General features: G+C 69.3%; 24 protein-coding genes. 14 read left to right on the top strand and 10 right to left on the bottom strand.

Going from position 1 to position 23,861, the window contains the following annotated elements; genetic code table 11:
- Both FXF52_RS42650 and FXF52_RS42065 read left to right on the top strand, forming a co-directional pair.
- Nucleotides 1-492, top strand: a 492-nt coding sequence (locus FXF52_RS42650; protein WP_370518064.1) for a hypothetical protein, incomplete at its 5' end; no start/stop codon positions are given.
- 40 nt (nucleotides 493-532) lie between these two features.
- The gene (locus FXF52_RS42065) at nucleotides 533-670 is read left to right on the top strand and encodes a hypothetical protein (RefSeq protein ID WP_187413896.1); all 138 of its coding nucleotides are present in this window, start codon (nucleotides 533-535) and stop codon (nucleotides 668-670) included.
- Nucleotides 671-1,048: 378 nt separating this feature from the next.
- Here FXF52_RS42065 and FXF52_RS34520 read toward each other — a convergent pair whose 3' ends face one another.
- On the bottom strand, nucleotides 1,049-1,681 hold the full coding sequence (locus FXF52_RS34520) for a nucleoside monophosphate kinase (RefSeq protein WP_148803567.1): 633 nt from the start codon (nucleotides 1,679-1,681) through the stop codon (nucleotides 1,049-1,051).
- Nucleotides 1,682-1,847: 166 nt separating this feature from the next.
- Here FXF52_RS34520 and FXF52_RS34515 point away from each other — a divergent pair, with 166 nt between their 5' ends.
- From FXF52_RS34515 to FXF52_RS34505, 3 genes are all read left to right on the top strand, one after another.
- Nucleotides 1,848-2,294: a hypothetical protein gene (locus FXF52_RS34515; RefSeq protein WP_148803564.1), complete on the top strand. Its 447-nt coding sequence runs from the start codon at nucleotides 1,848-1,850 to the stop codon at nucleotides 2,292-2,294.
- Nucleotides 2,295-2,635: 341 nt separating this feature from the next.
- Nucleotides 2,636-3,115: a DUF3995 domain-containing protein gene (locus FXF52_RS34510; protein ID WP_148803563.1), complete on the top strand. Its 480-nt coding sequence runs from the start codon at nucleotides 2,636-2,638 to the stop codon at nucleotides 3,113-3,115.
- 221 nt (nucleotides 3,116-3,336) lie between these two features.
- Nucleotides 3,337-3,591: a hypothetical protein gene (locus FXF52_RS34505; protein ID WP_148803561.1), complete on the top strand. Its 255-nt coding sequence runs from the start codon at nucleotides 3,337-3,339 to the stop codon at nucleotides 3,589-3,591.
- A gap of 147 nt (nucleotides 3,592-3,738) precedes the next feature.
- On the opposite strand, the gene FXF52_RS34500 is transcribed toward FXF52_RS34505, so the two are convergent.
- The 5 genes from FXF52_RS34500 to FXF52_RS34480 form a co-directional block, all read right to left on the bottom strand.
- Nucleotides 3,739-4,506 (bottom strand): helix-turn-helix domain-containing protein, encoded by a 768-nt coding sequence (locus FXF52_RS34500; RefSeq protein ID WP_319993812.1) that lies wholly within the window; start codon nucleotides 4,504-4,506, stop codon nucleotides 3,739-3,741.
- 126 nt (nucleotides 4,507-4,632) lie between these two features.
- Nucleotides 4,633-5,469, bottom strand: a complete 837-nt coding sequence (locus FXF52_RS34495; protein WP_187413895.1) for an alpha/beta fold hydrolase — start codon at nucleotides 5,467-5,469, stop codon at nucleotides 4,633-4,635.
- A 268-nt stretch (nucleotides 5,470-5,737) separates the two neighbouring features.
- Nucleotides 5,738-6,157, bottom strand: a complete 420-nt coding sequence (locus tag FXF52_RS34490; protein ID WP_148803557.1) for a DUF6086 family protein — start codon at nucleotides 6,155-6,157, stop codon at nucleotides 5,738-5,740.
- 176 nt (nucleotides 6,158-6,333) lie between these two features.
- Complete coding sequence (gene pepE / locus FXF52_RS34485; protein ID WP_148803555.1) at nucleotides 6,334-7,074, bottom strand: dipeptidase PepE; 741 nt, start codon at nucleotides 7,072-7,074, stop codon at nucleotides 6,334-6,336.
- 44 nt (nucleotides 7,075-7,118) lie between these two features.
- The gene (locus FXF52_RS34480; protein ID WP_148803553.1) at nucleotides 7,119-7,943 is read right to left on the bottom strand and encodes an IclR family transcriptional regulator; all 825 of its coding nucleotides are present in this window, start codon (nucleotides 7,941-7,943) and stop codon (nucleotides 7,119-7,121) included.
- Nucleotides 7,944-8,106: 163 nt separating this feature from the next.
- On the opposite strand from FXF52_RS34480, the gene FXF52_RS34475 reads away from it, so the two are divergent.
- The 7 genes from FXF52_RS34475 to FXF52_RS34445 all read left to right on the top strand — a co-directional run bounded on the left by FXF52_RS34475 (nucleotide 8,107) and on the right by FXF52_RS34445 (nucleotide 16,646).
- Nucleotides 8,107-9,114 carry an ABC transporter permease gene (locus FXF52_RS34475; RefSeq protein WP_222870837.1) on the top strand — a complete coding sequence of 336 codons (1,008 nt, stop codon included), beginning with the start codon at nucleotides 8,107-8,109 and terminating at the stop codon, nucleotides 9,112-9,114.
- Nucleotides 9,107-10,015, top strand: coding sequence for an ABC transporter permease (locus FXF52_RS34470; protein ID WP_148803549.1), 909 nt, complete (start codon nucleotides 9,107-9,109; stop codon nucleotides 10,013-10,015). The genes FXF52_RS34475 and FXF52_RS34470 overlap by 8 nt, the downstream gene beginning before the upstream one ends.
- 74 nt (nucleotides 10,016-10,089) lie before the next feature.
- Nucleotides 10,090-11,667 (top strand): ABC transporter substrate-binding protein, encoded by a 1,578-nt coding sequence (locus FXF52_RS34465; protein ID WP_222870836.1) that lies wholly within the window; start codon nucleotides 10,090-10,092, stop codon nucleotides 11,665-11,667.
- A 121-nt stretch (nucleotides 11,668-11,788) separates the two neighbouring features.
- Nucleotides 11,789-13,114: a M20 family metallopeptidase gene (locus FXF52_RS34460; protein WP_148803547.1), complete on the top strand. Its 1,326-nt coding sequence runs from the start codon at nucleotides 11,789-11,791 to the stop codon at nucleotides 13,112-13,114.
- Nucleotides 13,111-14,067, top strand: coding sequence for a DUF1177 domain-containing protein (locus tag FXF52_RS34455; protein ID WP_222870835.1), 957 nt, complete (start codon nucleotides 13,111-13,113; stop codon nucleotides 14,065-14,067). The genes FXF52_RS34460 and FXF52_RS34455 overlap by 4 nt, the downstream gene beginning before the upstream one ends.
- Before the next feature lie 51 nt (nucleotides 14,068-14,118).
- Nucleotides 14,119-15,903 (top strand): ABC transporter ATP-binding protein, encoded by a 1,785-nt coding sequence (locus tag FXF52_RS34450; RefSeq protein WP_148803545.1) that lies wholly within the window; start codon nucleotides 14,119-14,121, stop codon nucleotides 15,901-15,903.
- Between the two features lie 32 nt (nucleotides 15,904-15,935).
- Complete coding sequence (locus tag FXF52_RS34445) at nucleotides 15,936-16,646, top strand: AroM family protein (RefSeq protein ID WP_187413894.1); 711 nt, start codon at nucleotides 15,936-15,938, stop codon at nucleotides 16,644-16,646.
- Nucleotides 16,647-16,740: 94 nt separating this feature from the next.
- Here FXF52_RS34445 and FXF52_RS34440 read toward each other — a convergent pair whose 3' ends face one another.
- Together FXF52_RS34440 and FXF52_RS34435 are read right to left on the bottom strand one after the other, a co-directional pair.
- Nucleotides 16,741-17,268 (bottom strand): GNAT family N-acetyltransferase, encoded by a 528-nt coding sequence (locus tag FXF52_RS34440; RefSeq protein ID WP_148803542.1) that lies wholly within the window; start codon nucleotides 17,266-17,268, stop codon nucleotides 16,741-16,743.
- Nucleotides 17,269-17,402: 134 nt separating this feature from the next.
- On the bottom strand, nucleotides 17,403-18,158 hold the full coding sequence (locus tag FXF52_RS34435) for a GAF and ANTAR domain-containing protein (RefSeq protein WP_187413893.1): 756 nt from the start codon (nucleotides 18,156-18,158) through the stop codon (nucleotides 17,403-17,405).
- Nucleotides 18,159-18,335: 177 nt separating this feature from the next.
- On the opposite strand from FXF52_RS34435, the gene FXF52_RS34430 reads away from it, so the two are divergent.
- Nucleotides 18,336-18,701: an STAS domain-containing protein gene (locus FXF52_RS34430; RefSeq protein ID WP_148803540.1), complete on the top strand. Its 366-nt coding sequence runs from the start codon at nucleotides 18,336-18,338 to the stop codon at nucleotides 18,699-18,701.
- A 385-nt stretch (nucleotides 18,702-19,086) separates the two neighbouring features.
- Here the strand turns inward: FXF52_RS34430 and FXF52_RS34425 are convergent, their stop codons facing one another.
- On the bottom strand, nucleotides 19,087-20,676 hold the full coding sequence (locus FXF52_RS34425; protein WP_148803539.1) for a beta-1,3-glucanase family protein: 1,590 nt from the start codon (nucleotides 20,674-20,676) through the stop codon (nucleotides 19,087-19,089).
- Nucleotides 20,677-20,876: 200 nt separating this feature from the next.
- Nucleotides 20,877-22,409, bottom strand: a complete 1,533-nt coding sequence (locus FXF52_RS34420; protein ID WP_255472677.1) for a ricin-type beta-trefoil lectin domain protein — start codon at nucleotides 22,407-22,409, stop codon at nucleotides 20,877-20,879.
- 372 nt (nucleotides 22,410-22,781) lie between these two features.
- Between FXF52_RS34420 and FXF52_RS34415 the strand changes: the two genes are divergently transcribed.
- A partial coding sequence (locus tag FXF52_RS34415; RefSeq protein ID WP_148803538.1) for an RNA-guided endonuclease TnpB family protein occupies nucleotides 22,782-23,861 on the top strand: 1,080 nt, incomplete at its 3' end.

Below are 23,861 nucleotides of genomic sequence, written 5' to 3'. Positions count from 1 at the left end.
TGCCCTAACCAGTCCTGCCGCTGGCAAGGCGACCGCGACCACGGGGCATGGCGGCGCATCGCCGCCCGCGGCCTGACCCATCAGGCGAAGACCGTCATCGACAAGGCCAGCGGGCACATGGTCATCCGCGGCGTGGTCGGCAAACTCGAAGCCTCCGCGGTCATCACGAAGAGCCACCGGGCCGACCGGTCGAAGGCTGGTCCCACCCGGCGCAAGTCATCACGCCCCGCGCCCAGGCGACGCAGGGCACCCTCCCCCACCCGGCCCCACAGCCGGGCGGGTAAGCGTCCGGAGGGACACGCACCAACGGACCGGAGGCTGCCCCGCGCAGCCCACCGGCACCAGGGCGTGAACACGATCAGCGCACCCACCACCGGCCACCAGCCACGCGGAGCCGCCCTGGGCGCTGGATTCCACTTCCACGCCCACGCGACCCCGCCACGGTGGGAAACGATCCCGGAAACCCAATCCGACTCAGGATCACTAAGCTGATTAGAGACGCTGGTCGTGCTGGTCTGTGCACCCAGACTTCATGTACCTCACCGGCTACTACAGCGACCAGCCGCCGCAATCAGACGCCGCCTACTTCGACGGCGGCCCGAACGACACTGCCACCTACCTGCACCGCGGCGACATCCTGATGCTCTTGCTGACCAATGGATCACCATGACACCACCGGCTCACACCCTGGTTCTGAGGGGCGGCGGCAGCAGCGATACGCCGTCGCTACCCGGCCGTGTCCGGCGCCGCGCTTCGTGACGAGGCACGGCGGCCGGTCATACCGAATTGAGTGCACTTCCGTCATGAGAGCTACATGTTCGGCCCGCAGACATTCGCCAGGAGCTCGGCCGTTACCCCGTGGGTAGCGGCGGGGTTTGGCTCCGCAACGCGGCGGCTGGCCGTCGATCCCACACCCACGGCGAACGTGGCGGTGCCGAACCGCGTGTACTGCTCTCTGGATACCCCGGGGGCACGCCGCAGTGGGTCCGCATGCGCGGAGCCGAGATCCGCGTGGTCATGACGGCGATGCCGCTGCCTGGGCCTCGGGTCATCCGAGTGCCTTGGCGGTGATCTCCGCCGGTGTGAGGGTGGCGTCGATGGAGGTCAGCTTGCCTGATGCGCGGTAGTGATTGAGTGTGGCTGCCGCGGCTGGTCGGTAGGACTGTAGGCCCGCGGTGATGCGGTCGGGGTTGTCGTCGTGGCGCTGGAACAGTTCGCCTCCACAGCGGTCGCAGACGCTGGGGCGCGCTGGGGCAGCGAACTCGGTGTGCCAGGTTCTGCCGCAGCCGCGACAGGTGCGACGGCCGGCCAGGCGGCGAACGACCTCGGCGTCGGGCAGGACGAGGTCGATTGCTCGGTCGATGAGTGTGCCGAGGTCGAACAACACGGCGTCGAGCGCCACCGCGGTGACGGCATGGTTGGGGAAGCCGTCGAGGACGAAGCCGGCGGCGACGTCGGGCTGGGTGAGGCGGTTACGGACCATGGACAGGAGAACATGGTCTGGTACGAGTTCACCAGCGTTCATATGCTTTAGGGCCTGGAGCGCGGCAGGGGTTTTCGCCCGCATCTCGGCTTGGACGGCGTCCGCCAGACTGAGGCAGGGAACGCCGAGACTCGCGGCGATGGAGCCGGCGATAGTCTCCCGACCAGAGCCGGGTGGTCCGAGAACGGCCAGGCGCATCGACGCAGCCTATCGTTGTAGCCGCGAAGGGTGAGGGTGTCGGATCACGACCCCGGGCCCCGATCAGCGGATGCCCAGTGCCCGGCGAGATGATCACACGTGGCGGCGACGCGGAATTCGTGGTCGGTCCGCCAGAGGGCGTGGGAGGACACTCATACTGGGCCGCATGGCCCGGGACCTTCCGTCGGTTGGCGCTGTGCTGCGCTTCGCCGCTGCCCTGCGCGAGATACGTGGTCAGCTGCTCGCCGATTTGTTCCCCGTCGCGGACATCGCGGACCTTCTGGCAGTGGTCCGCTCGCGTCGAGAGTTGCCCAGGGAAGGTGTCACCCGTAGCGGAATCGAGTACACCGTCCACGGCGCGGGGTGCCGGATGATCAGCTCCGATGGCAGGGAGGTCGACGTCGATCTGGTCACCGACCCCTTGCTCGGGCGCGAGGTTGAAGCGTTCGATGCTTGGCGCATTCGCTGGTTCCTTGACGAAGCCGCAGATGACGGCTACAACAATGAGGACATCGAGGCGGCCTGTACCCATCTTGCCGGCGAGGGTCACCTACGCGAGGTGGTTGAAGGCCGCTGGTTCGCGCTGCCTGACGCTCCAGGCGGTCCAGCGTGACTCACCCACACGCGGCAACCCGCCGCCGTCCGTCTTGAAGCAGTGCACCTCACAGGTATCCGGATATGCCGCCGACCGGGCGTCACGGTACGTGACATGTGAGCGGCGGCGTCCGGTGCGCGGTCGTGCCGAATTGAGCATGTCCACCGTGGTCGACGGCCAACCGCATTCCGACTCGCCCGCCGCCCGCGAGCACTAGGTCATCAGTTCGGGGCGCATGCCGCTGGTCGCGGTCGTGCCAGGTCGGGTGTGCCCGAAAATTCGAGCCTCCCTCCAGTGGGGGAGATGGATCCCTTCAGTATGGGAGGCGTCATGGCGCCCGAGGCGACGATCTTGGTGGGATGAGAGTTCACGGCAGCCCTCGTTGGGCGTACGGCACGTTCGCCTGGCTGATCTTTTTCGTCGTGTCTCACGTGGTAGCGGTGTTCCTCCCCGGTGACGATCCGACCGGCGACGGACCTTGGGGCCTGAGGGCGTACGTGATCTTCAACATCACTCTCATCCTCATGTCGGCTGTCGGGGCGGCTGTCGTGGTAGCCACCGTCCGGCCATGGGGACGACGGGTCCCTCGGTGGGTGCTCCTCACGTCGCTGTGGTTCGGCAGCGCGCTACTCGTCGTCCGAGGGGTTCCCGGGATGGTCGAAAACCTGCTGATGGCTACAGGCATCCGCCGAGGCGGCTTTGTGGGGGCGGAAGACATCTCCACGGCTGAGCTCTGGGCCGGCCTTGGGATCAACACCTATTTCTTCATTGGGGCGGTGCTGCTCGCCGTGACCACGGTCTCCTACTTCCGCCGATCGCGGGGAGACAGCCACGGCTGATTGCCGCACCTCCCACAGCCAGGTCATCCTCAACTGCCGTCGACCGCGAGCCGTAGAGTGCGGCGATGATTCCTGCTGCGGTCCGTTTGTCGTCCGTCCTGGCCAGACCCGTGCGTATCCCGGTATGGGTGGCGGTGGTCCTGGTTGCCGCTGTCGTGGTGACCGGAACGGTGATGTGGCAGACCGTCGGAGATCGTGGTCGGCCGGCGATTGTGCGGGGTGTGGTGACTGCGATCAACATGGACGGCACGGCGATCGGGTTCTCGGCCGACAACGGTCACCGCGAGGGCGAGGGCCTGGTGTTGCTGGGCGAGGTGCCATGGACGGACGCCTCCGGCGCCGACCATCAGGGCAGTCGCCCGACCTGCCTGGCTGCTGACTCGTACGGGCAGCGGGTGGAACTCGGCATCATCGACCTACACGGAACCGGCGGGTGGCCGACCAAAGCCGTGGTGTGGGTGCACCGCCTGAGCTAATCAGTGAGTCTGCGGCGACTACATGCTTGGCGGATGCGCATTTAGCACATGCACGACAGCTGGCCTTGGTCGCTGAGTCGCCCTGGTTACGGTCGGTGGCACCTGAGCGCCGTGGGCGCACTCACAAGTAGCCGATGAGAGTGCTGTTCAACGAAGGTCGGGGAGGCGGTCGCCACCCGTCACAGGGCTCCGTGTTGGCGATGAGGCCGGCCACGCAACGTCGTCAATCGCCAGCCATGGTGCGACGGCCACGGCCGTGGGCGTAAGCCCGGCGAACGCCTTGACCTCGCGGTGGAGGTGGGACTGGTCGACGTAGCCGCAATCAGTGGCAACGCTGGCGACGGCGCGGCCCGCCGCGAGAAGGTGGGCAGCGTGGTCGAACCGCACCAGTCGGGCGGCGCGTTTGGGTGTGATGCCGAGATGGGACCGGAAGCGGGACCACAGGCGCTTGCGGCTCCAGCCGACCTCGTCCGCCAGGCCGTCGACCCGTACCCGCCCTCGGCTGGTGAGCGTCCGCTGCCAGGTGTAGGCGACCTCAGGATCGACCGGTGGGCGGGCACCCAGCCGTCGGCCGAGGATTTCCTGCGCGATCGTGAACCGTTCGTCCCACGACGTGGCGGCACGTAGCCTGTCCTCGGCTCGCCCGGCGTCGCGGCCCCAGACATCTTCGAGGGATACGATCATCCCGCTGAGCTCGGCCGATGCGCCGAGCACCGCAGCCGCCGCGATCGGCTCCAGCCGGATCTGGAGGCACTCGCCGACCCCCCGGCCAGTTGCTCGAAGATCGCCGGGGAGGAGCCCGACGACGACACTGCCGCGCTCGTGCCGGCCCTGGGTGTCGTAGACGAGGCCGTCTCCCTCGCTCAGGTCGACGAGCAGGGTGACGGATGGGTGCGCGACCATGGCGATGTCCACGAGTGCGGGGATACGTTGGCGGAACCCGGCCATGCTGATCCCCGGCAGCCGACCTGACGGGCGCGGGACTGCGACTTCCACCGACGCCCAGTCGGGTGGTGTCCCGGTCGGCAGCACGTGGCCAGTCTATGCGTGAGGGATCACGGGCGGGGTGTCAGCGGCTGTTGCCGTGAAGCCCAGCAGCAGTTTGCTGGTCGTCTCGGGCGCCTCGAGCATGGGTATGTGCCCGACGCCGGGCAGCAGTTCGACCCGGGCGGTCGGCAGCGCGTCGTACTGGTGCGCCGAGGACGGCTCCCAGCGGGGGTCGGCAGCGCCGAAGATTACCAGTACGGGGACATCGAGGGCGGCCAGACGCTCGGGCACGCTCCGCTCGGTGATGTACGCGGTGTTCCGGCGCAGCACCGTCCTCATCGCGCGGTACGTGATGGCCCGTAGGTCGGCGACCAGGTCGCTCGGGATGTCCACCGGGCGAGCGCATGTCGCGCTTATCCCCCTGCGGATCATCGCGTCCGAACGCCTCCACCAGAGCAGCGGGCCGAGAGGCGGGGCCAGCAGGACTCGAAGGAGGACCGGCTGTGGAAGGAGCGCATCGGGACTCGGGCCGGTGCTGACCAGCGCGAGCGACCTCACCAGGTCGGGGCGCTGTTCGGCAAGCGCAGTGGCGAGGTAGCCGCCGCTGGAGTGCCCGACGACGGTGACCGGACGAAGGTCGAGGTCGTCGAGCAGCGCCGCCACCCGGTCCGCCTGTGCGGGCACGTCGTATGACAGCGCGGGCGGGGACTGGCCGCAGCCCGGGAGGTCGACCCGGATGACGTGATGGTGGGCGGCCAGTGCGTGCACCACGGGGCTCCAGGAGGCGCCCGAGGCCCCCGATCCGTGGATGAGCAACAGCGGCGGCGCCTGCTGCGGGCCGTCGTGGACCACGTGCATCCCATGCGGGTGCTCAACGTCGTACTCACTCATGCGGGGGATGATGCATGGGCTGCCGACCATCAGTCTTGGACAAATGTCGTCGTGGAATGGGCCGGGGCCGACCCTGAGCCGAACGCGACCTAGTGCGAGGCGCTACGGCCCAGCTGCCGGCCCACGCAAGCCACCGCCGTCGTCATCTGCCGCGTTCCGTGCGGCACGCGGCGTGTCGGCGGCGCTGGCTGCTCGCCGTTCCGAACAGCGATGAGCGTGCGTTTGAGGCGAGTAGCAGTCAGCCCTTGCCAGATGGTGGTGTGTCGCGTCAGCGTGGCATGGCGTGGGCCAGAGCGTCGGCAAGTTCCCGCAGACGGACCGGGTCGCCCAGCGCGCCGATTCCGCCGGTGCCTACCGAGACATCCCGTGGGTCCAGCGTGGCAGGTGCGTGCAGCGAGGGCACAGTGCTGCCGGCGCGATCGACAAGAACGAGTGCGGTGGCGAGGAAGCCCTCCAGCAGAGACCTCAGAATCGCGTGGCTGGAGGACAGGTATTGCTTGACCAAGGCGTCAACGAAGCCGACAAAGACGTCCAGATCAACTTCGTACTCGTCGGCGTCCATCGCACCGATCCCGCTTGGCGTGGCCACCAGCGGGGCGACTGCCTCACTGGTACGGACGAAGAGCTCCGCCACGCGGTTGGAGGGGTTCCACAGGACCAGGTCGCCAACCTGGAAGTACTGACTCACCGAAGCATGATCACTGACCGGTGCCGGTCAGCCAAGCCGTCGAGTACGAGGCTGGCGGTAGCGCCCGGCTGGGGCAGGCGGTCGTGGATCATGGAGAGGAGTACCTGTTCCGGCGCGAAGCCGGCGCTGACCCGACCGTTCGTCTCTTTTACCCCAATAGGTCCGACTGATCGACCTCAACGGTGGATATCGAACGAACCCACCCTCTCGACGAGCCAGGTCACGTCGGCGCCGCTCGGAACCTCGACCGGCTCGGACCCTCGGCAGAAGATTCGCGCGCCCGCGGCCACGCCATCGAGCCGCATGGCACCGTCGCGTACCCGCAGCCAGGTGCCCTCGCGCATGGCGAGCACCGGGACGTCGTTCTCCTCGAGGAACTGGGTGAGCCGTTCCTCCCGGGTCTCGCCCTGGTGTGTCGAGGCCGGTTCCGGGTCGAGGTAGTGGGGGTTGATCTGGAAGGGCACGAGGCCGAAGGTCTCGAACGACGGCGGCTGGACGATGGGCATGTCGTTCGTCGTACGCAGGCTCGGCGTCGCGACGTTGGTGCCGGCGCTCGACCCGAGGTAGGGCATTCCCTCGGATACTCGGGCGCGCACGATGTCGATCAGGCCGAGCTCGTGGATGGCCTTGACGAGGCGGAAGGTGTTGCCGCCGCCGACGAAGACGGCCTCGGCGCTGGCGACCAGGTCTCGCGGCGTGCCTTCGTGTGCTCCGCGGACGGTGATGCCGAGCGGCTCCATGGCACCACGGACCGTCTTGGTGTAGGCGTCGTGGTCCGCCAGTGCGAACGGGACGAACACGATGGAGCGCAGGCCGTCGAGTGTCTCGAGGATCGCGTCGCGCGCGTGCTCGAGGTAGGCCCGCCCGGGGGCTGTCGAGTTGGACAGGAGCAGGAGGTTCTGGTGGCCCTGGGGCATGGGTGTCTCCTCGCGGTGGTCGGTCTAGCTCAATGGGGTGGCGCTCAGTGGGCTCGGGTCGGCTTGGTCTGCCGGGCTACGGCGGCCGAGCTCGCCCGGTTGTCGAGCAGGGCGGACAGTTGCTCCGCCGCGGCCTGCAGTGCGGGCAGGTGGTCGCGGATGTCGTCGGAACGCGCCGGATACTTGCTCTCGCCGAGGCTGAGTGAGCCGACGGGCCGCCCTCTGAGCACGATGGGAACGGCGAGCGCCCGGGTGGCGTAGTCGTATTCGCCCTCGGAGTAGGCGTACCCCTGCGCGACGGCCTCGACGAAGAGCCGTTCGAGCTCATGCTCGTCGACCCTTGTCAGCTCGGTGAATGTCGCGAAGACCCGCCCGGAGATGAGGGCGCGCCGCTCGTTGCCGTCAAGGAAGGCGAAGTAGCCGCGGGAGGTGGCCCCGGCGTTGGCCGGGTACAGCTCGCCGACGAGCGGATGACTGCGCAGCGGTCCGCCGCCGTCGACGGCCGCGACGCACCGGACGTGAAGCCCGTCCGGGACGGCGAAGAGGGCCGTGCGGTCGGTCTGGAAGGCGAGCGGCTCCAGCACCCGGTGCGCCAGGGCGGCCAGGCCTCCCGTGCGCTCCCAGACGGCGGCCATCCGCCACATCGTTGGGCCGAGGCTGTAGCGCCGGGACACCGGGTCGGCGCTGAGGAAGCCGCGGGCGGCGAGTGCGGCGAGGATCCGCTGCGCGGTCGACTTGTCGATGCCGAAGGCCTCGGCAAGCTCCATGACGCCCCAGTCGCGGCGCCGCTCGGTGAACGACAGCAGGACCTCCAGGGCGCGGTCCACGGTCTGGAGCGGCGAGCGGGGGCGAGCGCCCGTGTCTGACATGGGTCCTCCGGGATGGGCGGGACGGGTGAGAACCTACCGCACCCGGAGCCGATCAGGGATGCCCTCTCAAATACAGAGAAAGTATTGCTGAAGGATGACGGGCGAGCGAATCCTGGGCGCCGAGACCAGGTCAGACCCAACGAAGCGCAGATTGGAGGTGGCCGTGAACCACGTGGTGCGACGAGTCCTCGCGATGATCCCGGCACTCTTCGGCGTCGTGCTGTGCATCTTCCTGCTCACCCGCGTCCTGCCCGGTGACCCGGCCCGGACTCTCGCTGGGGAGCAGGCTGACCCGGCGACCGTCGACAAGATCCGCGCCGAGATGGGCCTCGACCAGCCACTGGTCGCTCAGTTCGTCTCCTACGTGCGCGGCCTCTTCGCCGGAGACTTCGGATTCGCGTGGCACACCGGCCAGCCCGTCCTCACGGACTTCGCCTCCCGGCTGCCGGCGACGATCGAACTCGCCATCGTGGCGATCTTCATCGCGCTGCTCCTGGGGGTCCCCATCGGTGTCATCAGCGCGACGCGCCGCGACCGACCTGTCGACCACGCCAGCCGCATCTTCTCGCTGATCGGGGCGTCGATGCCGCTCTTCTGGCTCGCCCTCATCGTGATCTTCGTCTTCTACAACAGGCTCGGGTGGGAGCCAGCCCCGCTGGGCCGCATCGCCCAGGACGTGAACCCACCGACGTCGATCACGGGCCTCTACGTCCTCGACTCGCTCCTGACCGGTGACATGGTCGCGCTGAAGTCGTCGCTGGCCCACATTATTTGGCCGGCCCTGTGCCTCGCCACCGGCAGCACGGCGATCATCGCCCGGATGACCCGGTCCGAGATGCTCGAGGTGATCAACCAGGACTACGTGCGCACCGCGCGCTCCAAGGGCCTGCCGCCGGCCAAGGTCATCCTCAAGCACGCGCTGAAGAACGCTGCCCCCGTCGTCGTGACGGTGGTCGGCCTCCAGTTCGGCCAACTCCTCGGCGGCGCGGTCATCACCGAGACCGTCTTCAGCTGGCCAGGCATCGGCTTCTACGTCGTCCAGTCCGTGCTCGCCACCGACTATGCCCCGGTCCAGGCCTTCACGCTGCTCGCCGCAGCCATCTACCTGACGGTCAACCTCTGCGTCGATCTGCTCAACGCCCGACTGGACCCGAGGATCGAGAATGCCTGACACCACTGTGTCCGCCGCTGCGAGCGGCCTGCGGACCGGGTCGCCCGACCCGGCGGGGTCGAGGCCTACGACGGCCTGGCGGCTCCTGGTCCGCAACCGCCTGGCGATGGTCGGTCTCGTCTTCATCGCGATCTGGACCATCGGCGCTCTCGTGGCTGGCCTGCTGCCGTACTCGCCCACCGCCACCGGAGCCGGCGGGCTCCTCGAACCGCCCTCCGCCGCGCACCTGTTCGGCACGGACAACTTCGGCCGCGACATCCTCGCCCGGGTCCTGGCCGGCGGGCGGATCTCTCTCTGGACCGGGCTCATCGCCGTCGGGATCTCGCTGCTCATCGGTGTCCCGATCGGCGCCATCTCCGGCTTCCTCGGCGGGGTGGTGGGCGCGGTGCTCATGCGGGTGATGGATGTGCTCCTCGCCTTCCCGTCGCTCGTACTGGCCATGGCGATCGCCGCCGCCCTCGGCCCGGGCCTGGCCAGCGCGATGATCGCCGTGGGCGTCGTCGGCATCCCCGAGTTCGCCCGCATCGTCTACAGCCAGACCCGCTCGCTGCGGGAGCGTGACTTCGTCGAGGCGGGGCGGGCCATCGGCCTGCGGGATCGGACGATCCTCACCCGCCACATCATCCCGAACACGGTTGCCCCGATCCTCGTCCGGGCGACTCTCGGCATGGGCTACGCGATCCTCACGGCCGCCTCGCTCAGCTTCATCGGCCTCGGCGCGCAGCCGCCGACGCCGGAGTGGGGCGTCATGATCTCGGACGGCCGTGGCTACATCATCAGCGGCGAGTGGTGGATGACCATCTTCCCCGGCCTCGCCATCGCCACCTCGATTCTCGGCTTCAACCTCATCGGCGACGGCCTTCGCGACGTCCTCGACCCGCGCCTGCGGACGAGCCGATGACTCGCTTCGGGTCTGCCATGGACGCCAGCCCGCCCACCCCCTGCATCGCATCCCCCAAACCAAAGGAGAACAGCGTGAAGCGCAAGGCCACCCTGGCCGCCGCGGTCGCCGTCATCTTCACCGCAGCCGGCTGCGGAGCCAACGCCAACCAGGGCGGCTCCTCGCGTGACGGTGCGGCCGCCAAGGACACCCTCGTTGCCGCCTACTCCGAGGGCGGCAAGACCCTCAACCCCGCCGAGGCCAACGACGTCACCTCCGACACGTTCGTCGTGGCCGCCTACGACCAGCTCGTCACGTACGACCGCACGACGACGAACGGCAAGCCGACCGCCAAGACGGACAAGATCGTGCCGATGCTCGCCGAGTCGTGGAAGGTCAGCGACGACGCGAAGAGCTACACCTTCACCCTCCGGCAGGGCGTGAAGTTCGAGGACGGCTCGGCCCTCGACTCCGACGACGTCGTCAAGTCGTTCGACTTCATCAAGAAGTCCAAGTCGGCGAGCTTCCTGTACGGCATGGCCGGCATCGGCACGGTGACGGCGACCGACCCGCGCACCGTGAAGATCGACCTCACCGCGCCGAACCACCTCTTCCTCCAGATCCTGCCGATGTACTCGTTCTCGATCATCAACATCGACAAGGTCAACGCCGAGGGTGGCGCCGCCTGGCTCGACACCCACACCGCGGGCTCCGGCCCTTACCGGGTGACGAAGTGGGACCCGGCGACCGAGGCCGTGCTCGAGCGCAATGACACGTACTGGGGCGAGAAGCCGGCCCTGCGCAAGGTCAACACGAAGTTCATCGGCGAGGCGAGCAACCGCGTCCAGCTCCTCACCAAGGGCGAGGTCGACCTCGCGCTCGAGGTGCCGGCGAAGGACGTCGACACCCTGTCGAAGCAGCCCGGCGTGGTCATCGACTCCCGCGCCAGCAACAAGATCCTCTTCTTCGCGATGAACAACGCCATCAAGCCGTTCGACAACCCGAAGGTCCGCCAGGCCGTGTCGTACGCGATCCCGTACGACAAGCTCATCAGCGACGTCATGAAGGGCCAGGCGTCGCCGATGCGCTCGTCCGTGGCCAGCTCGACCCCGGGCTTCACCGACGCCAGCTACGTCTACTCCCACGACCTCGACAAGGCCAAGGCGCTCCTCGCGGAGGCCGGCTACCCCAACGGCTTCAGCTTCGACTTCACCCTCGGCAGCGGCTTCGACGACTGGTCGGACGACGCCGTGCTCATCCAGGCCGAGCTGGCGAAGATCGGCGTGACGATGAACATCCACAAGATGGCGCGTCCGCAGTTCCTCGAGGCGCTCGCGACGAAGAAGGTGCAGAGCTACATCAGCCGCTGGACCTCGTTCGTCAACGACCCGGGCTACCACCTCGGCCTCCTGCTGACCAGCGACGGCACGAGCAACTACGTCAACTTCAACAACCCCGAGGTCGACAAGCTCTGGAAGCAGGCCTCGACCGAGCCGGACCAGAACGTCCGCAACGACCTGTACGGCAAGGCGCAGGAGATCATCAACACCCAGGCGCCGTGGGCGTACCTGTACGAATACAACATCGTCGTCGCGGAGCGCGCGGGCGTGCAGGGGTACACCTCGTACCCCGACGGAATCATCCGCTTCTTCCAGTTGAGCAACAAGGGCTGACGCCGAGCAGGGGAGGCGGGCCGCTGGGCCCGCTGCCATCCAGCCGCGCCCAGCGGCCGCCTCCCCGCGCACCATCACGAATCCGACGCCCCCCACGTGAACACGACACCTGGAGCCTGACGTGACCCCGACATCCTCCGACTGGGAGACCCGAGTCCTCGACGAGATCGAGCGCACCCGGGACGAACTGCTGACGCTCGCCGGAGACCTCATCCGGATCCCGAGCGAGAACCCCCCGGGGGACTGCACGGCCGTCGGCACCTTCATCGCCGACCACCTCCGCGCCGAGGGCCTCGACCCCGAGGTCCACGACGCGGGCGATGGTCGCCTCAGCATCGTCGTCCACCGTGCCGCGAGCAACGCCGCGGTGGACGGCGACCCCACCACGGCGCGGCACCTCGTGCTCGCCGGTCACACCGACGTCGTCCCCGTCGGTGACCTCAGCCGCTGGACGTTCCCACCCTTCGCGGGTGACGTCGTCGACGGCTATCTCCGCGGTCGCGGGGCGAGCGACATGAAGGCCGGTCTCGCCGGCGTCATCCACACGCTCGTCGTCCTCCACCGCCTCGGTGTCCCGCTGGCCGGGAGGCTGTCGCTCGCGGCGGTCCCCGACGAGGAGCAGGGCGGCTCGCGGGGCGCGGACTGGCTCCTTGACCAGGGGGTCCTCGACGGCGCGACCGGCGCGATCATCGCCGAGCCCGCCGAACGGACGCACCCGACGATCGGCCAGAAGGGCAGCAACTGGTTCCGCATGACGATCGACGGCAAGCCGGGGCACGGCAGTCTCCAGCCGCTGCATGGCGTCAACGCGAACCTCCTCGCGGCCCGGGCCGTGATCGCCCTGCAACAGCTCTGGGACATGAAACCGTCCGCGCCCGAGGACGTGCTCGACCTCATCGAGAGCTCGAAGACGTTCGCCGAGGAGCGCGAGGGCTACGCTCCCGGCATCGGTGCCGTCTTCGAGCACGTCACCGTCAACATCGGCACGATTCGCGGCGGTACGTCCTCCAACGTCGTCGCCGACCGGTGCGTCGTCGAGGTCGACACCCGGGTGCCGATCGGGTTGTCGCGCGCCGAGGTCCTCGCCCGGGTCGACGAGCTGCTCGCCGAGGCGGGCGTCGAGGCGACGATCGAGCCGATCGGCTTCTGCAGCGAACCGAACTGGACGCTGCCCAGCGACCCCATCGTCACCGAGCTCGTCGCTGCCCTGCGCGAACTGACCGGAGACCCCACCACCGAGGGCGTGCTCCAGTGGGCGTCCTCCGACGCCCGCACCTTCCGCAGCCACGGCATCCCCGTGCTCCAGTACGGACCGGCCGAGCTGGCCACCATCCACGGCTTCGACGAGAAGGCACCAGTCGCCGACGTCGTCCTCGCCGCGAAGACCTATGCCCTGACCACCCTCCGGTACCTCGGCGTCGCCGAGACCGCTGTCGAAAGCGAATGATCGTGCTGTCCCACGTCCTCACGGCCCTCGACCTCCTCGACCGTCCCGACGCATCGGGTGATCTCGTCGCCGCGCATCTGCGTACCCTCGGCGACGACGCCTGCTCGATCACCGTTGAGACGGTGACGGGCGAGCGGGGCTCGACCGACTTCATCCGCGTCACCGTCCCGGGCAGCCGCGGCAAGACCGCCGGCGGCGACGCCCCGACGCTCGGTGTCGTCGGGCGCCTCGGCGGCATCGGCGCCCGGCCGGAACTCATCGGCTACGTGTCCGACGGCGACGGGGCCACCGCCGCCGTCGCCGCGGCCGCCAAGCTCCTCGCGATGCACGCCCGCGGCGATGTCCTGCCCGGCGACGTCGTCATCTCGACGCACATCTGCCCCGACGCGCCGACCCGTCCACACGACCCCGTGCCCTTCATGGACTCGCCCGTCGACATCACCGCGATGAACGAGCACGAGGTCACCTCCGAGATGGACGCCGTGCTGTCCATCGACACCACCAAGGGCAACCGCCTCATCAACCACCGCGGCATCGCCATCTCCCCGACAGTCCGCGCCGGCTACATCCTCCCGGCGAGCGCCGACCTCATCGGCATCCTCGAGACCGTGTCAGGTGAGCCCGCCGTCGTGTTCCCGCTGTCGACGCAGGACATCACGCCGTACGGCAACGGCCTCTACCACCTCAACTCCATCCTCCAGCCGGCCGTCGCGACGGCCGCGCCCGTCGTCGGTGTCGCCATCACCACGGTGACGCCCGTTGCCGGCTGCGCGACCGGCGCGAGCCACGAGGTGGACATCGCACTGGCCGCCCGCTTCGCCGTCGAGGTCGCCAAGGGCTTCACCGCGGGTGCGGTCTCCTTCCACGACCAGGCCCAGGCGGCGCTCCTCGAGAGCCTCTACGGCCCGGCCACCCACCTGCAGACGACCGGACAGGTCCCCGCGCACGCCTGAACGGGCGCGCGAGACCGAGCCCAGCGGCATACGGAACCAAGGAGCACGGACATGGCTGAGACTCTGCTGTCGATCGAGAACCTCTCGATCCGCATCGACACGTCCCGCGGCCCGATCCATCCGGTCCGGGGCCTCGACCTGACCATCGCGCGCGGCGAGATGGTCGGGCTGGTCGGCGAGTCGGGCTCGGGCAAGAGCGTCACCGCCATGTCGATCACGGGATTGCTGCCGGCGCGGCAGGCGCACATCACCGGCGGGCACATCCGCTTCGACGGGCGCGACCTCGCCGCCCTGTCGGACCGGAAGATGCGCGAGATCCGCGGCAAGGACATCGCGACGATCTTCCAGGAGCCGATGACCGCGCTCAACCCGGTCTTCACCATCCGCGACCAGCTCACCGAGCCGTTGCGCCAGCACCTGCGCCTCAGCCGACGGCAAGCGGCCGACCGAGCGGGGCAACTGCTCGACATGGTGGGGATCCGCAACACCGCACGCGTCCTCGCGGGCTACCCGCACGAGCTGTCCGGGGGGATGCGCCAACGCGTCATGATCGCCATGGCCATGGCGTGCGAGCCCAAACTGCTCATCGCCGACGAGCCGACCACGGCGCTCGACGTGACGACCCAGCTGCAGATCCTCGACCTCATCATGGACCTGCAGGAGCAGCACGGGACGGCGGTCCTGCTCATCACGCACGACCTCGGTGTCGTCGCCCAAACCTGCCAGCGGGTCGCCGTGATGTACGGCGGTGAGCTGCAGGAGACGGCGCCGACGGAGCAGCTTTTCACCGCGCCGCGGGCCGACTACACGAAACGGCTGCTCAGCTTCATCCCCTCCGCCAACGAGCACGTCATCGAGGCGGTCGAGGCGCTCGCCGAGGAAAGCCTGGCGCACGACGGCTCCGGGCCGGTTCGGGTCGAGGCACCCACGGACGCTCCCGCCGAGGCACCCGACGACGACGCGCCGGTGCTGCTCGAGGTCACCGACCTGACGAAGGTCTTCACCGGGCGACGCCGCCGTCTGGGACGTCCTGCCGCCACCATCACGGCGGTCGACGGCGTGTCCTTCCGGGTCCGCCGTGGCCGCACCCTCGCCATCGTGGGCGAATCCGGTTCGGGCAAGTCGACAACCGGCCGGGCCCTGCTACGCCTGCACGAGCCGACCTCAGGGACGGTGACCTTCAACGGGGCAGACCTCCTCGCGGCCAGTGACGACGAGTTGCGCCGCCTCCGCTCCCAGATGCAGATCGTCTTCCAGGACACGTACGCCTCACTCGACCCGCGGTGGACCATCCACCGGGCCCTCGCCGAGCCGCTGCGGCTGCACACGGACCTCGACGACGCGGCCATCCGCGCCCGCATCGTCGAGGTCCTCGAGACGGTCGGCCTGGGGGAGGAACACATCGACCGGTTCCCGCACGAGTTCTCCGGGGGCCAGCGCCAGCGCATCGGCATCGCGCGGGCCCTCATCCTCAACCCGAGCCTCGTCGTCTGCGACGAGCCCGTATCGGCACTCGACGTGTCGGTGCAGGCCCAGGTGCTCGACCTCATGAAGCAACTGCAGCGAGACCTCGGGCTCACCTACGTCTTCATCTCGCACGACCTGTCCGTCGTCGAGATGATGGCCGACGAGATCGTCGTCATGAGCCAGGGCCGCGTCGTCGAGCAGGGCACCGTCGAGCAGATCTTCACGGCGCCGCAACACCCCTACACCAAGGCACTCCTCGCCGCGATCCCGATCGCGGACCCCAACGCCCGGGTCGACCGGGCCGTGCGACGCCGTATCGTCGAGCGTGGCGTCGCGGCCGCGAACCTGCCCGAGAAGGCGGTGGCGTGATGCACGTGCCGGATGTGGGCCGGGCGAGTTACGTGAGGCCGAGGCTCGGTCTCGTCACGATCGGCCAGGCACCCCGCACCGACCTCATCCCCGACGTCGAGGCCGCCCTCAACGGCGTCGACTGGGTCGAACACGGCGCGCTGGACCTCCTCGACGCGGACGGCATCGCCCGGCTCGAACCACGCACCGGCGAGCGCACCCTCGTCTCCCGGCTACGGGACGGTTCGCGCGTCCGGCTCGGCGCGACGAGCATCGCCCCGGCACTCGACGACGCCATCCGACGGTGCGTAGCGGATCGGTGCCGGGCCGTCCTCGTGCTGTGCACCGGCCGTGTCGAGCACGGCCCGGCGTCGGTGCCGGTGCTTCACGCGGAGGACCTCGCCCACGAGCTCATGGGGCGGCTCGTCGGCGAAGGTCGGTTGGGCGTGCTGTGCCCCGTGCCAGAGCAGCTGACGGACATCCGGCAACGGTGGGAAGGGCGCTTGGGCCGCTCGGTCATCGCGGCGGCCGTAGACCCCTATACGGCTGGACTCGACGAGGTAGCGGCCGCCGGACGACGGGTCGCCGCGGGGGGAGCCGACGTGGTCTTTCTCGACTGCATCGGCTACACCAGCGAGCAGCGGGAAGTGCTTGCCGCCACGGGCATCCGAGCCGAGACCGCCCGCCACCTCGCGGTGACCGGCGCGGTGGAACTCATGTTGGCCGCCTCGTACGCCGCCCATGAACGTTCACCGGGTTGGTGACCCGACAAGGTCATGACCCGCGGGATTGACAATTGCCGGCATCGGCATCGGCCGCCGGCCTGGCCACGAGGAGCGCCGGATGCAGGCGCATCGGCTAAGCGACCAGCTTCAGCGCGAAGTAACAGTGGGTTTCGGTGGCTCGCACCCTTTCGAACCCGTTCTTCTCCAACACTCGCTGGGAGGCGATGTTCTCCAGGTCGGTGTCGGCGTTGACCGTGGTGACCCCGCTGTATGCGTGGCAGACCTCGATCAGTCCCGCCACCGCTGCGGTGCCGTATCCGTTACCCCAGGCCGACTCGACCATCCCGTAACCGATGGTCACTTCGCCAGACTCCGATGGCGGACCGTAGAAGCCGGCGGAGCCGACGACCTGACCGCTGCTTCGCGGCACGATCAGATACACCCCGAACGGGCCTGGGTCCACCGTCGCTGCGACCAGGCGCGCGCACGGACCTGAGTCCTCCGCGCGCGGGAACCCCTCAGCCCAGTTGTCCTGCCCACCCGGCTTCCCGGCTGCTACGCGCGAGGCCTCGTGCCTGGTCAGCGGGCGCAGGTCGATGGCCTTGATCTTCAAGTTCTCCATAGGTCGCCAATCCCACCAGATCTTCAGGTCGGCAGACAACGCACTTTCACCTGGGAAGGCTTCCTTGCAGCCTGCCCGGGGAGACAGCGTCCGCACCGCCCGCGTAGCGGTGACCGCGCCCGCCGGCACGGGTGTCAGCCGACGAACACGGGGCAGCTGAACTCACTACCTGATCATGACTGCGGGCTCGGTGCCGCGAATTCGGGAGCCGGTGGGGGATCCTCGCCGCTGATCTGCTTGATGATCTGTGCAGCGACGTCGCGCAGCTTGCGGTTGCGGTGCTGGGACGCCTGGCGGAGCAGAGCGAACGCCTCCTTGGCGGTGCACCGCTGTTGGCCCATCAGCACCCCGAGGGCCTGGTCGATAATGCTGCGGGAGGCCATCGCGTCGGTGAGCTGCTGGTGCAGCAGCGACTGGTCGGCTTGGCGCAGGATGACGGTCAGCGCCGCTGTCGCCTGGTCGGTGAATGCCAGGGCGCGCCGGCGTGCCGTTTGGGTGAAGGCGGCGGGCTGGGTGGCGTAGAGGTTCAACGCGCCGACGGTCTCGCGATCGATCGTCATCGGCAGCGACAGGGAGCTGACGATGCCCAGCCGGAGCGCGTGTTCCCGATACCTGGGCCAGCGTCGGTCCTCGCGCAGGTCGACGACCTCGACGACCTGTTCCCGGCGCAGGGCGTCGAGGCACGGTCCCTCGTCGGCCCCGTACTGGATCTCGTCGGCCCTGGCGGCGAGGTCGTCGCTGCCGGCGACGGTGAAGGCACCGCCGTCCCGGCGCATCGTCAGCCCGCACGCCACGGCCGGGGAGATGACCTCCGCCGCGACCTTGACGACCTGGTCGAGGAACACGTCGACGTGGAGCGAATCGGCGAGCAGGGCCAGCAATTGGCTGTAGGCCGAGGCCAGAGGGAAATCAGCAGCAGGGGACACCACCGTTACCTCCTGAACGCGGAATTCGTGACTGGTTGCTCGGGACGGGCAGGTGCGGATCGGGTGGGAGCCGGTTAGGGTCGGGGTGGGTTCGGACATGAGCCCAGGACCAGTGCCGCCCGCTGACGTCGGGCACCGGCGCAGACCCGGTCCCCTGATCTCCTCACCGAGGAGCGCTTCATGTCCGTGCATCACGCACCTCGCTTCCAGCCGTCGGATGCCACCACCCGAGAGCCACTTCTGTCCCTCGCGGTCGTCCGGGACGGCCCGGCAATCGTGGTGGAGGTCACCGGGCCGCTCGACATGGACACCGTCGGCCGGCTGGTGGATGTTGTCGACAGCCTGATGGCGAGCCAGCCGCCCCCCGTGCTGGTGCTCGACCTGAGCCGGGTCAGCTTCTTCTGTGCCGCCGGAGTCACGGCGCTGTTGACGGCCCGCCGGCGGGTCGTCGCAGGCGGGGGCACTATGGTGCTGCGCAGGCCGTCCCGGATAACGGTCGCCGTCCTCGACATGGTCGGCCTGGGCTGTGAGTTCACCACTGACTGACCTGCCTTCTCCCTCAGCTCCGTGAGCCGTCGCCGTTGCTGACGCGGTGGCATCTACCCCGCACCTGATCCGCGTCAAACCCGGTTGAACGGCGGTCACGGGACCGGCTCGAGGACGGCGCCGCCGTGGCCGAGGATCTCCTCGACGACGCTGTTCCACGCCACCTGGATCTTGCGCCGGTGGACGATGGTGGCACTGCGGCTTCAGGATCGGCGTACCAGGAACCTCCCTGCTCTCCACTCCTGAAACACGGCCACGGCGAGCACGGCAGCGGAGCGCAAGCGCTACATCCCCAACGTGCCCCGCTGCTGAACGACTGCGCCGCCGGCCGGGTCGCCTACCGGACCCGGCCGCCGGCAGTGCGATGAGGTGGCCGTCGAGGTCGTCAGCCCTTGTGCCACTTCTGGTTGGCCGTGCCCGCGCAGTCCCAGATCTGGAGCTTCGCGCCGTCGCTGCCGTTCCAGTCCTTGATGTCGACACACTTGTTGGCCTGGAGGTTGACCAGGTCGCCGGCCGCGTTGAGGGTGAACTGCTGGGCGCCGGTGCCGTTGCAGGTGTAGAGCTGGACGACCGCGCCGTTGGCGGTGGACCCGGCGTCGACGTCCATGCACTTGTTGTTCTGGCTCTGCAGGGCCGTGCCGGTGAACGTCCACTTCTGCGCGTTGGTGCCGTTGCAGGGCCACATCTGCAGCTGGGCGCGGTCGACGAAGTTGCCGCTCGGCACGTCGATGCACTTGTTGTTCCAGTTGCTGACCACGGCCACCCCGGTGCCGGGGCTGCCACCGCCGCCGGTGAACGGGCTCAGGATCAGCCCGGCGGCGCGGGGGTCGCCGTCGTGGACCAGGGACTCAAAGCCGCCGACGTCGTCGAAGGCGAACGCGTACGCCTTGCCGTCGGCCATGTTGGCGTGGATCAGCCGGGCGTACTGGTTGGTCGGGTTGCTGCGGTAGAAGTCGGCGGCGTTGGTGCTGGGTTGGGTATCGATCGTGCCGAGCGTGCCCCGGTTCAGCGCGGCGCAGAGCGTACGCGAGATCGGGCCGACCACCTGGTCGTTCGGCGCGGGCAGGTCGCCGTCGCAGCCCCAGACGCTGGCCGAGGAGGGCCGGTTGAAGGAGGCGACCACCTGACCGCTGCCGTTGGTGAAGGTCATGGTGCTGCCCGAGGTCCGCCCGTAGTACCGGGTGGTCGGCTGGTCGGTGAAGGGGACCACGGTCAGCGTCTTCGTGGTGTACGCGTTCCACGCGGCGGCGATGTAGGAGTCGAGGTAGGTGGGGCTGAGCAGGCCGGCGCCGGCGGCCTTGCCGGGGGCCAGGACCCGTAGCACGGTCCCGTCCGAGCGGGTGTGCAGGGTGTTGGCCCAGCCCGGCTGGGCGCGGATCCCGTCAATGACGGCGGTGCGTCCGTTGGCCATCAGGTCGCCGGTCCGCTTGGTGACACCGTTGGCGCCGGTCACGGTCACCGCGTGCGGCACCGCGAACATGTCCACCTGAGAGCTGTTCAGCCACAGCCCAGCGTCGTTGTAGGTGAATTCGCTCCAGTCGAAGAGGATGTCCCGGTTGGCGTCACCGGCCGCCCAGGGGGCGGGCTGCACCAGCCCGTCCGGGGTGAGGAAGAACCTCAGCTTCTGCCCGAGGGCGAAGTAGACCCGACCGGAGAAGCCGCGCGGGAACTGGATGGTGGTGCTGCCGCCGGTGCCGGGGCCCGGGATGGAGGCGTCCGGCGCGGGTGACGGCGGGATCTGGCCGCCGGTCCAGGGCACGAACGTGCCGCCGGAGGTGACGTAGCCGAGCCGGCCAGTGGCCAACTGGGTGCCGATGACGTACAGGTAGACCGGGTCTGCGCGGCCGGTGGTGTTGGTGACGGTGACGGGCAGCAACGCCGGACCGACCGCGCGGGCCGGGGTCGCGGCGACGGTGCCCGCGACGCCGGCGAGCAGGGCGGACGCGACGGCGAGCAGCTTTCTTCGAAGACGCATGGATACCACCTCCGGTGGAACGGGACGGGAGAGAGCGATCGTGGAGTGATCGGCTCGGGTGGTGGCAGGTGGGGTGTGTGGGCTTCGGGACATCGCCGATCGCGGAAGCCGGCGTGGTTTGGCTCACCTGCGGACGCCGGCGGGCACGATCGCGGTTGGCCCGGCGGCGAGCGCCGCCGGGTCCGGTCCGCGATCCGGACTCAGCCGGTGCGCCACTTCTGGTTGGCCGTGCCCGCGCAGTCCCAGAGTTGCAGGCGGGCGCCGTCGGAGTTGTTCCAGTCCTTGATGTCGACGCACTTGTTGGCCTGCGGGTTGACCAGGTCCCCGGCGGCGGAGAGGACGAACTGCTGGGCTCCGGTGCCGTTGCACCAGGCGATCTGGATGACTGCGCCGTTGTCGCGGGAGCCCCAGGCGACGTCCATGCACAGGTTGTTCTGGGTACGTAGCGTGCCGCCGGTGAAGGTCCAGCTCTGCGCCAGGGTGCCGTTGCAGGTCCAGGTCTGCAGCGGTACGCCGTCGGAGAAGTTGGAGAAGGGCACGTCGATGCACCGGTTGTTCCAGTTGCTGATGATCCGCGTCCCGCCGCCGGTCGTGGTCAGCGACAGCCCGTAGACGCCGAGGATCTCGTTGACCGGCTGGAACCACATGGTGCCGCCGTTCGTGCAGTTGCCGGTGCCGCCGGAGGTGACGCCCTGGGCCTGGTCGCCGGAGAGCCAGGAGCCGCCGGAGTCGCCGGGTTCAGCGCAGGCGTTGCTGCGGGTCAGCCCGTAGACCGGGCCCTGGGCGTAGTTGACGGTCTCGTCCCGGCCGAGGATCGTGCCGCATCGCCAGCCCGTGGTTCGGCCCGAGCGGCACACCGAGCTGCCGATCACCGCGTCCCGCGAGCCGGCCACGGGCGCGTTGCCGCCGGCGTAGTTGTTGACCCACGGTCGCGGGGTCCAGTTGCTGTTGGTGCGTACCCACGCGTAGTCGTTGCCGGGGAAGGACGAGCCAGCGAAGGTGCCCTGGGCCACGTTGTTGTAGCCGAGGGTGGAGCTGCCGGTGCCGCCGCAGTGCCCGGCGGTGACGAATCCGCCCGTGACGGCGAAGCCCACCGAGCAGAGCACGTTGCCGTTGATCACGAACTGGTCGCCGCCGCGGATGTCGTACACGAGCCGGGGCACGTCCGCCTCGCTCACGTAGCGGACCAGGGCGCGGGGTGCTCCGCTGGCCGCCACGAAGGACGCGGCCGCCGCCGTGTGGCCCGGCTCGACCAGCACGACGACGGAGTTGCCGACGGTGTCGGCGTACCAGCCGCGCACATCGGCGGCCGGCCGATGGCGTGCCGCGTACCGGTCGAGGGTGGCCCGGGCGGCGGCGAGTGCGGTCAGGCTGTGGTTGACCAGCCGGGGCTCGGCGCCTTCGGCGCGGACGGTGGCGGCGGCCGCCGGGTCGGTGACCGCCACGGTTAGCCGGCGGCCGCCGGTCAGCCAGGAGCCGGCGTACCGCGGGCCCAGTCGGGTCCGTAACCGCCGGTCGATCACCGCCGCCCCGGCCTCGACCCGGAGCCGGGCGGCCACCTCACGGTCGGTGAGCCCGAGGTCCCGGCGCATGGCCTCGGCCATGCCGGGGGTGAGACCGGTCGCGTCGGCGGCGCCGGCGGTTGGTGGTGGTTGCGCCGTGGCGGCGGTGGGTGGGGCGGTCAGGCTGGCGGCGAGGACTGCGGTGGCGAGCAGCCCGAGGAGCTTGTTCATCGATCTCCTTCCGGCCGGGCCCGGCGGGTGCGGGGCCGGTGTGAGACGGGAGAGAGCGCTCTCTCATAGAAGAGTGCCGATTAGTTAACTTTCTTGTCAAGTCGATGTCGGGTGTGACGGGCGGGACCGGCCCGTCGCCGGCCACTGCTAGTGCGCTGACCACTAACGTTCGCCGGGTAGGCCACCCCGGGAAACTGTCGTACCCGTCGGGTTGGGTGTGGTTGTGCCTCGTCGTCGGGATCCTGCCGCGCCGCGGGTGGTGTATCGGACCGCTCGTGTTGCTGTGCGGGTGACTGGTGGGCAGCGGCGGCGGTGTTTCGGGCTGCTGCGTTCGGCTGGTGATGTGTGGGCGTGTGTGTTGGAGGTCAACGGGTGGCGGCGCCGCCGCCGGGACGTGCCGTTGACCGGTTATCAGGCGTTGTGCCGGGACTGGCTTCTTCCGGTCCGGGCACGTTTGGTGAGCTGGACTCGGTCGGCGCCCGGTCGGTGTTGCGCCGGTTCTCCGATGCCTGGTTCGCGGCGGCGAAAGCCCGTAAGGACGGTGACGTGTCGGCGCGGTTCCCGCGCCGTCGGCGGGCGTTGATGCCGGTGCGCTGGCATCACGGCACCTTCACCCTCGACGGGCGGCGGGTGCGGGTCCCGACCGCGCAGGGCAGCCCGCCGTTGTGGATCCGCCTGGCGCGGGAGGTGCCGTATCCGGTCAAGCAGGTCCGGTCGGTCACCCTGCTGTGTGAGGGCGGCCGCCTGTTCCTGGACGTGACCGCCGAAGTGCCGGTGGCGACGTATCCGCCGGGTGAGGGACCGGATCCGGCCAGGGTGGCCGGAGTCGATTTGGGGATCATCCACCCCTATGCGGTGGCCAGCCGGGATGGGGAGGGTTTGTTGGTGTCGGGGCGGGCGATCCGCGCCGAGCACCGCGTGCACCTGGCTGACACGAAAACCCGCCGCCGCTCTGTTTCGCAGCGGGCGCCGAAGCCGGGGCAGAAAGGGTCACGGCGGTGGCGGAAATACCGGCGGCGGGCACGGTTGGTGGAGGGCCGGCACAAGCGGCGGGTCCGCCAAGCCCAGCACGAAGCCGCCCGCCAGGTCGTCTCCTGGGCCGTAGAACAGCGGGTTGGGGTGCTGCACGTCGGCGACCCCCGCAGCGTGTTGGACATCGATGCGGGGCGGCGGCACAACCTGCGGCTACGGCAATGGCAGATCGGCCGCCTCATGCAGGTCCTGGAAGACAAAGCTACCCAGGCCGGCATCACCGTCCACCCCGTCGACGAACGCGGCACCTCCTCCACCTGCCCCGCCTGCCTACGACGGGTACCGAAACCCCGCGGGCGGACCCTGACCTGCCCGCACTGCGCATTTTCCGGGCACCGCGACCTGATCGCGGCCGCCATCATCGCCACCCGCACCCCGGGCAGCGGACCCACCACCCCCACAGCAGCTGTTCTGCTGCCC

The organism is Micromonospora sp. MP36 (assembly GCF_008119785.1).
GTDB lineage: Bacteria > Actinomycetota > Actinomycetes > Mycobacteriales > Micromonosporaceae > Micromonospora.
This window is presented reverse-complemented; position numbering and strand designations above follow the sequence as displayed.

Coding starts and splice junctions, on each gene's coding strand:
- FXF52_RS34450 (WP_148803545.1), top strand. CDS start 14,119: ATGGCTGAGACTCTGCTGTCGATCGAGAACCTCTCGATCCGCATCGAC.
- pepE (WP_148803555.1), bottom strand. CDS start 7,074: ATGCCCCAGGGCCACCAGAACCTCCTGCTCCTGTCCAACTCGACAGCC.
- FXF52_RS34495 (WP_187413895.1), bottom strand. CDS start 5,469: ATGAGTGAGTACGACGTTGAGCACCCGCATGGGATGCACGTGGTCCAC.
- FXF52_RS42065 (WP_187413896.1), top strand. CDS start 533: ATGTACCTCACCGGCTACTACAGCGACCAGCCGCCGCAATCAGACGCC.
- FXF52_RS34425 (WP_148803539.1), bottom strand. CDS start 20,676: ATGCGTCTTCGAAGAAAGCTGCTCGCCGTCGCGTCCGCCCTGCTCGCC.
- FXF52_RS34480 (WP_148803553.1), bottom strand. CDS start 7,943: ATGTCAGACACGGGCGCTCGCCCCCGCTCGCCGCTCCAGACCGTGGAC.
- FXF52_RS34470 (WP_148803549.1), top strand. CDS start 9,107: ATGCCTGACACCACTGTGTCCGCCGCTGCGAGCGGCCTGCGGACCGGG.
- FXF52_RS34420 (WP_255472677.1), bottom strand. CDS start 22,409: ATGAACAAGCTCCTCGGGCTGCTCGCCACCGCAGTCCTCGCCGCCAGC.
- FXF52_RS34430 (WP_148803540.1), top strand. CDS start 18,336: ATGTCCGTGCATCACGCACCTCGCTTCCAGCCGTCGGATGCCACCACC.
- FXF52_RS34510 (WP_148803563.1), top strand. CDS start 2,636: ATGAGAGTTCACGGCAGCCCTCGTTGGGCGTACGGCACGTTCGCCTGG.
- FXF52_RS34455 (WP_222870835.1), top strand. CDS start 13,111: ATGATCGTGCTGTCCCACGTCCTCACGGCCCTCGACCTCCTCGACCGT.
- FXF52_RS34515 (WP_148803564.1), top strand. CDS start 1,848: ATGGCCCGGGACCTTCCGTCGGTTGGCGCTGTGCTGCGCTTCGCCGCT.
- FXF52_RS34520 (WP_148803567.1), bottom strand. CDS start 1,681: ATGCGCCTGGCCGTTCTCGGACCACCCGGCTCTGGTCGGGAGACTATC.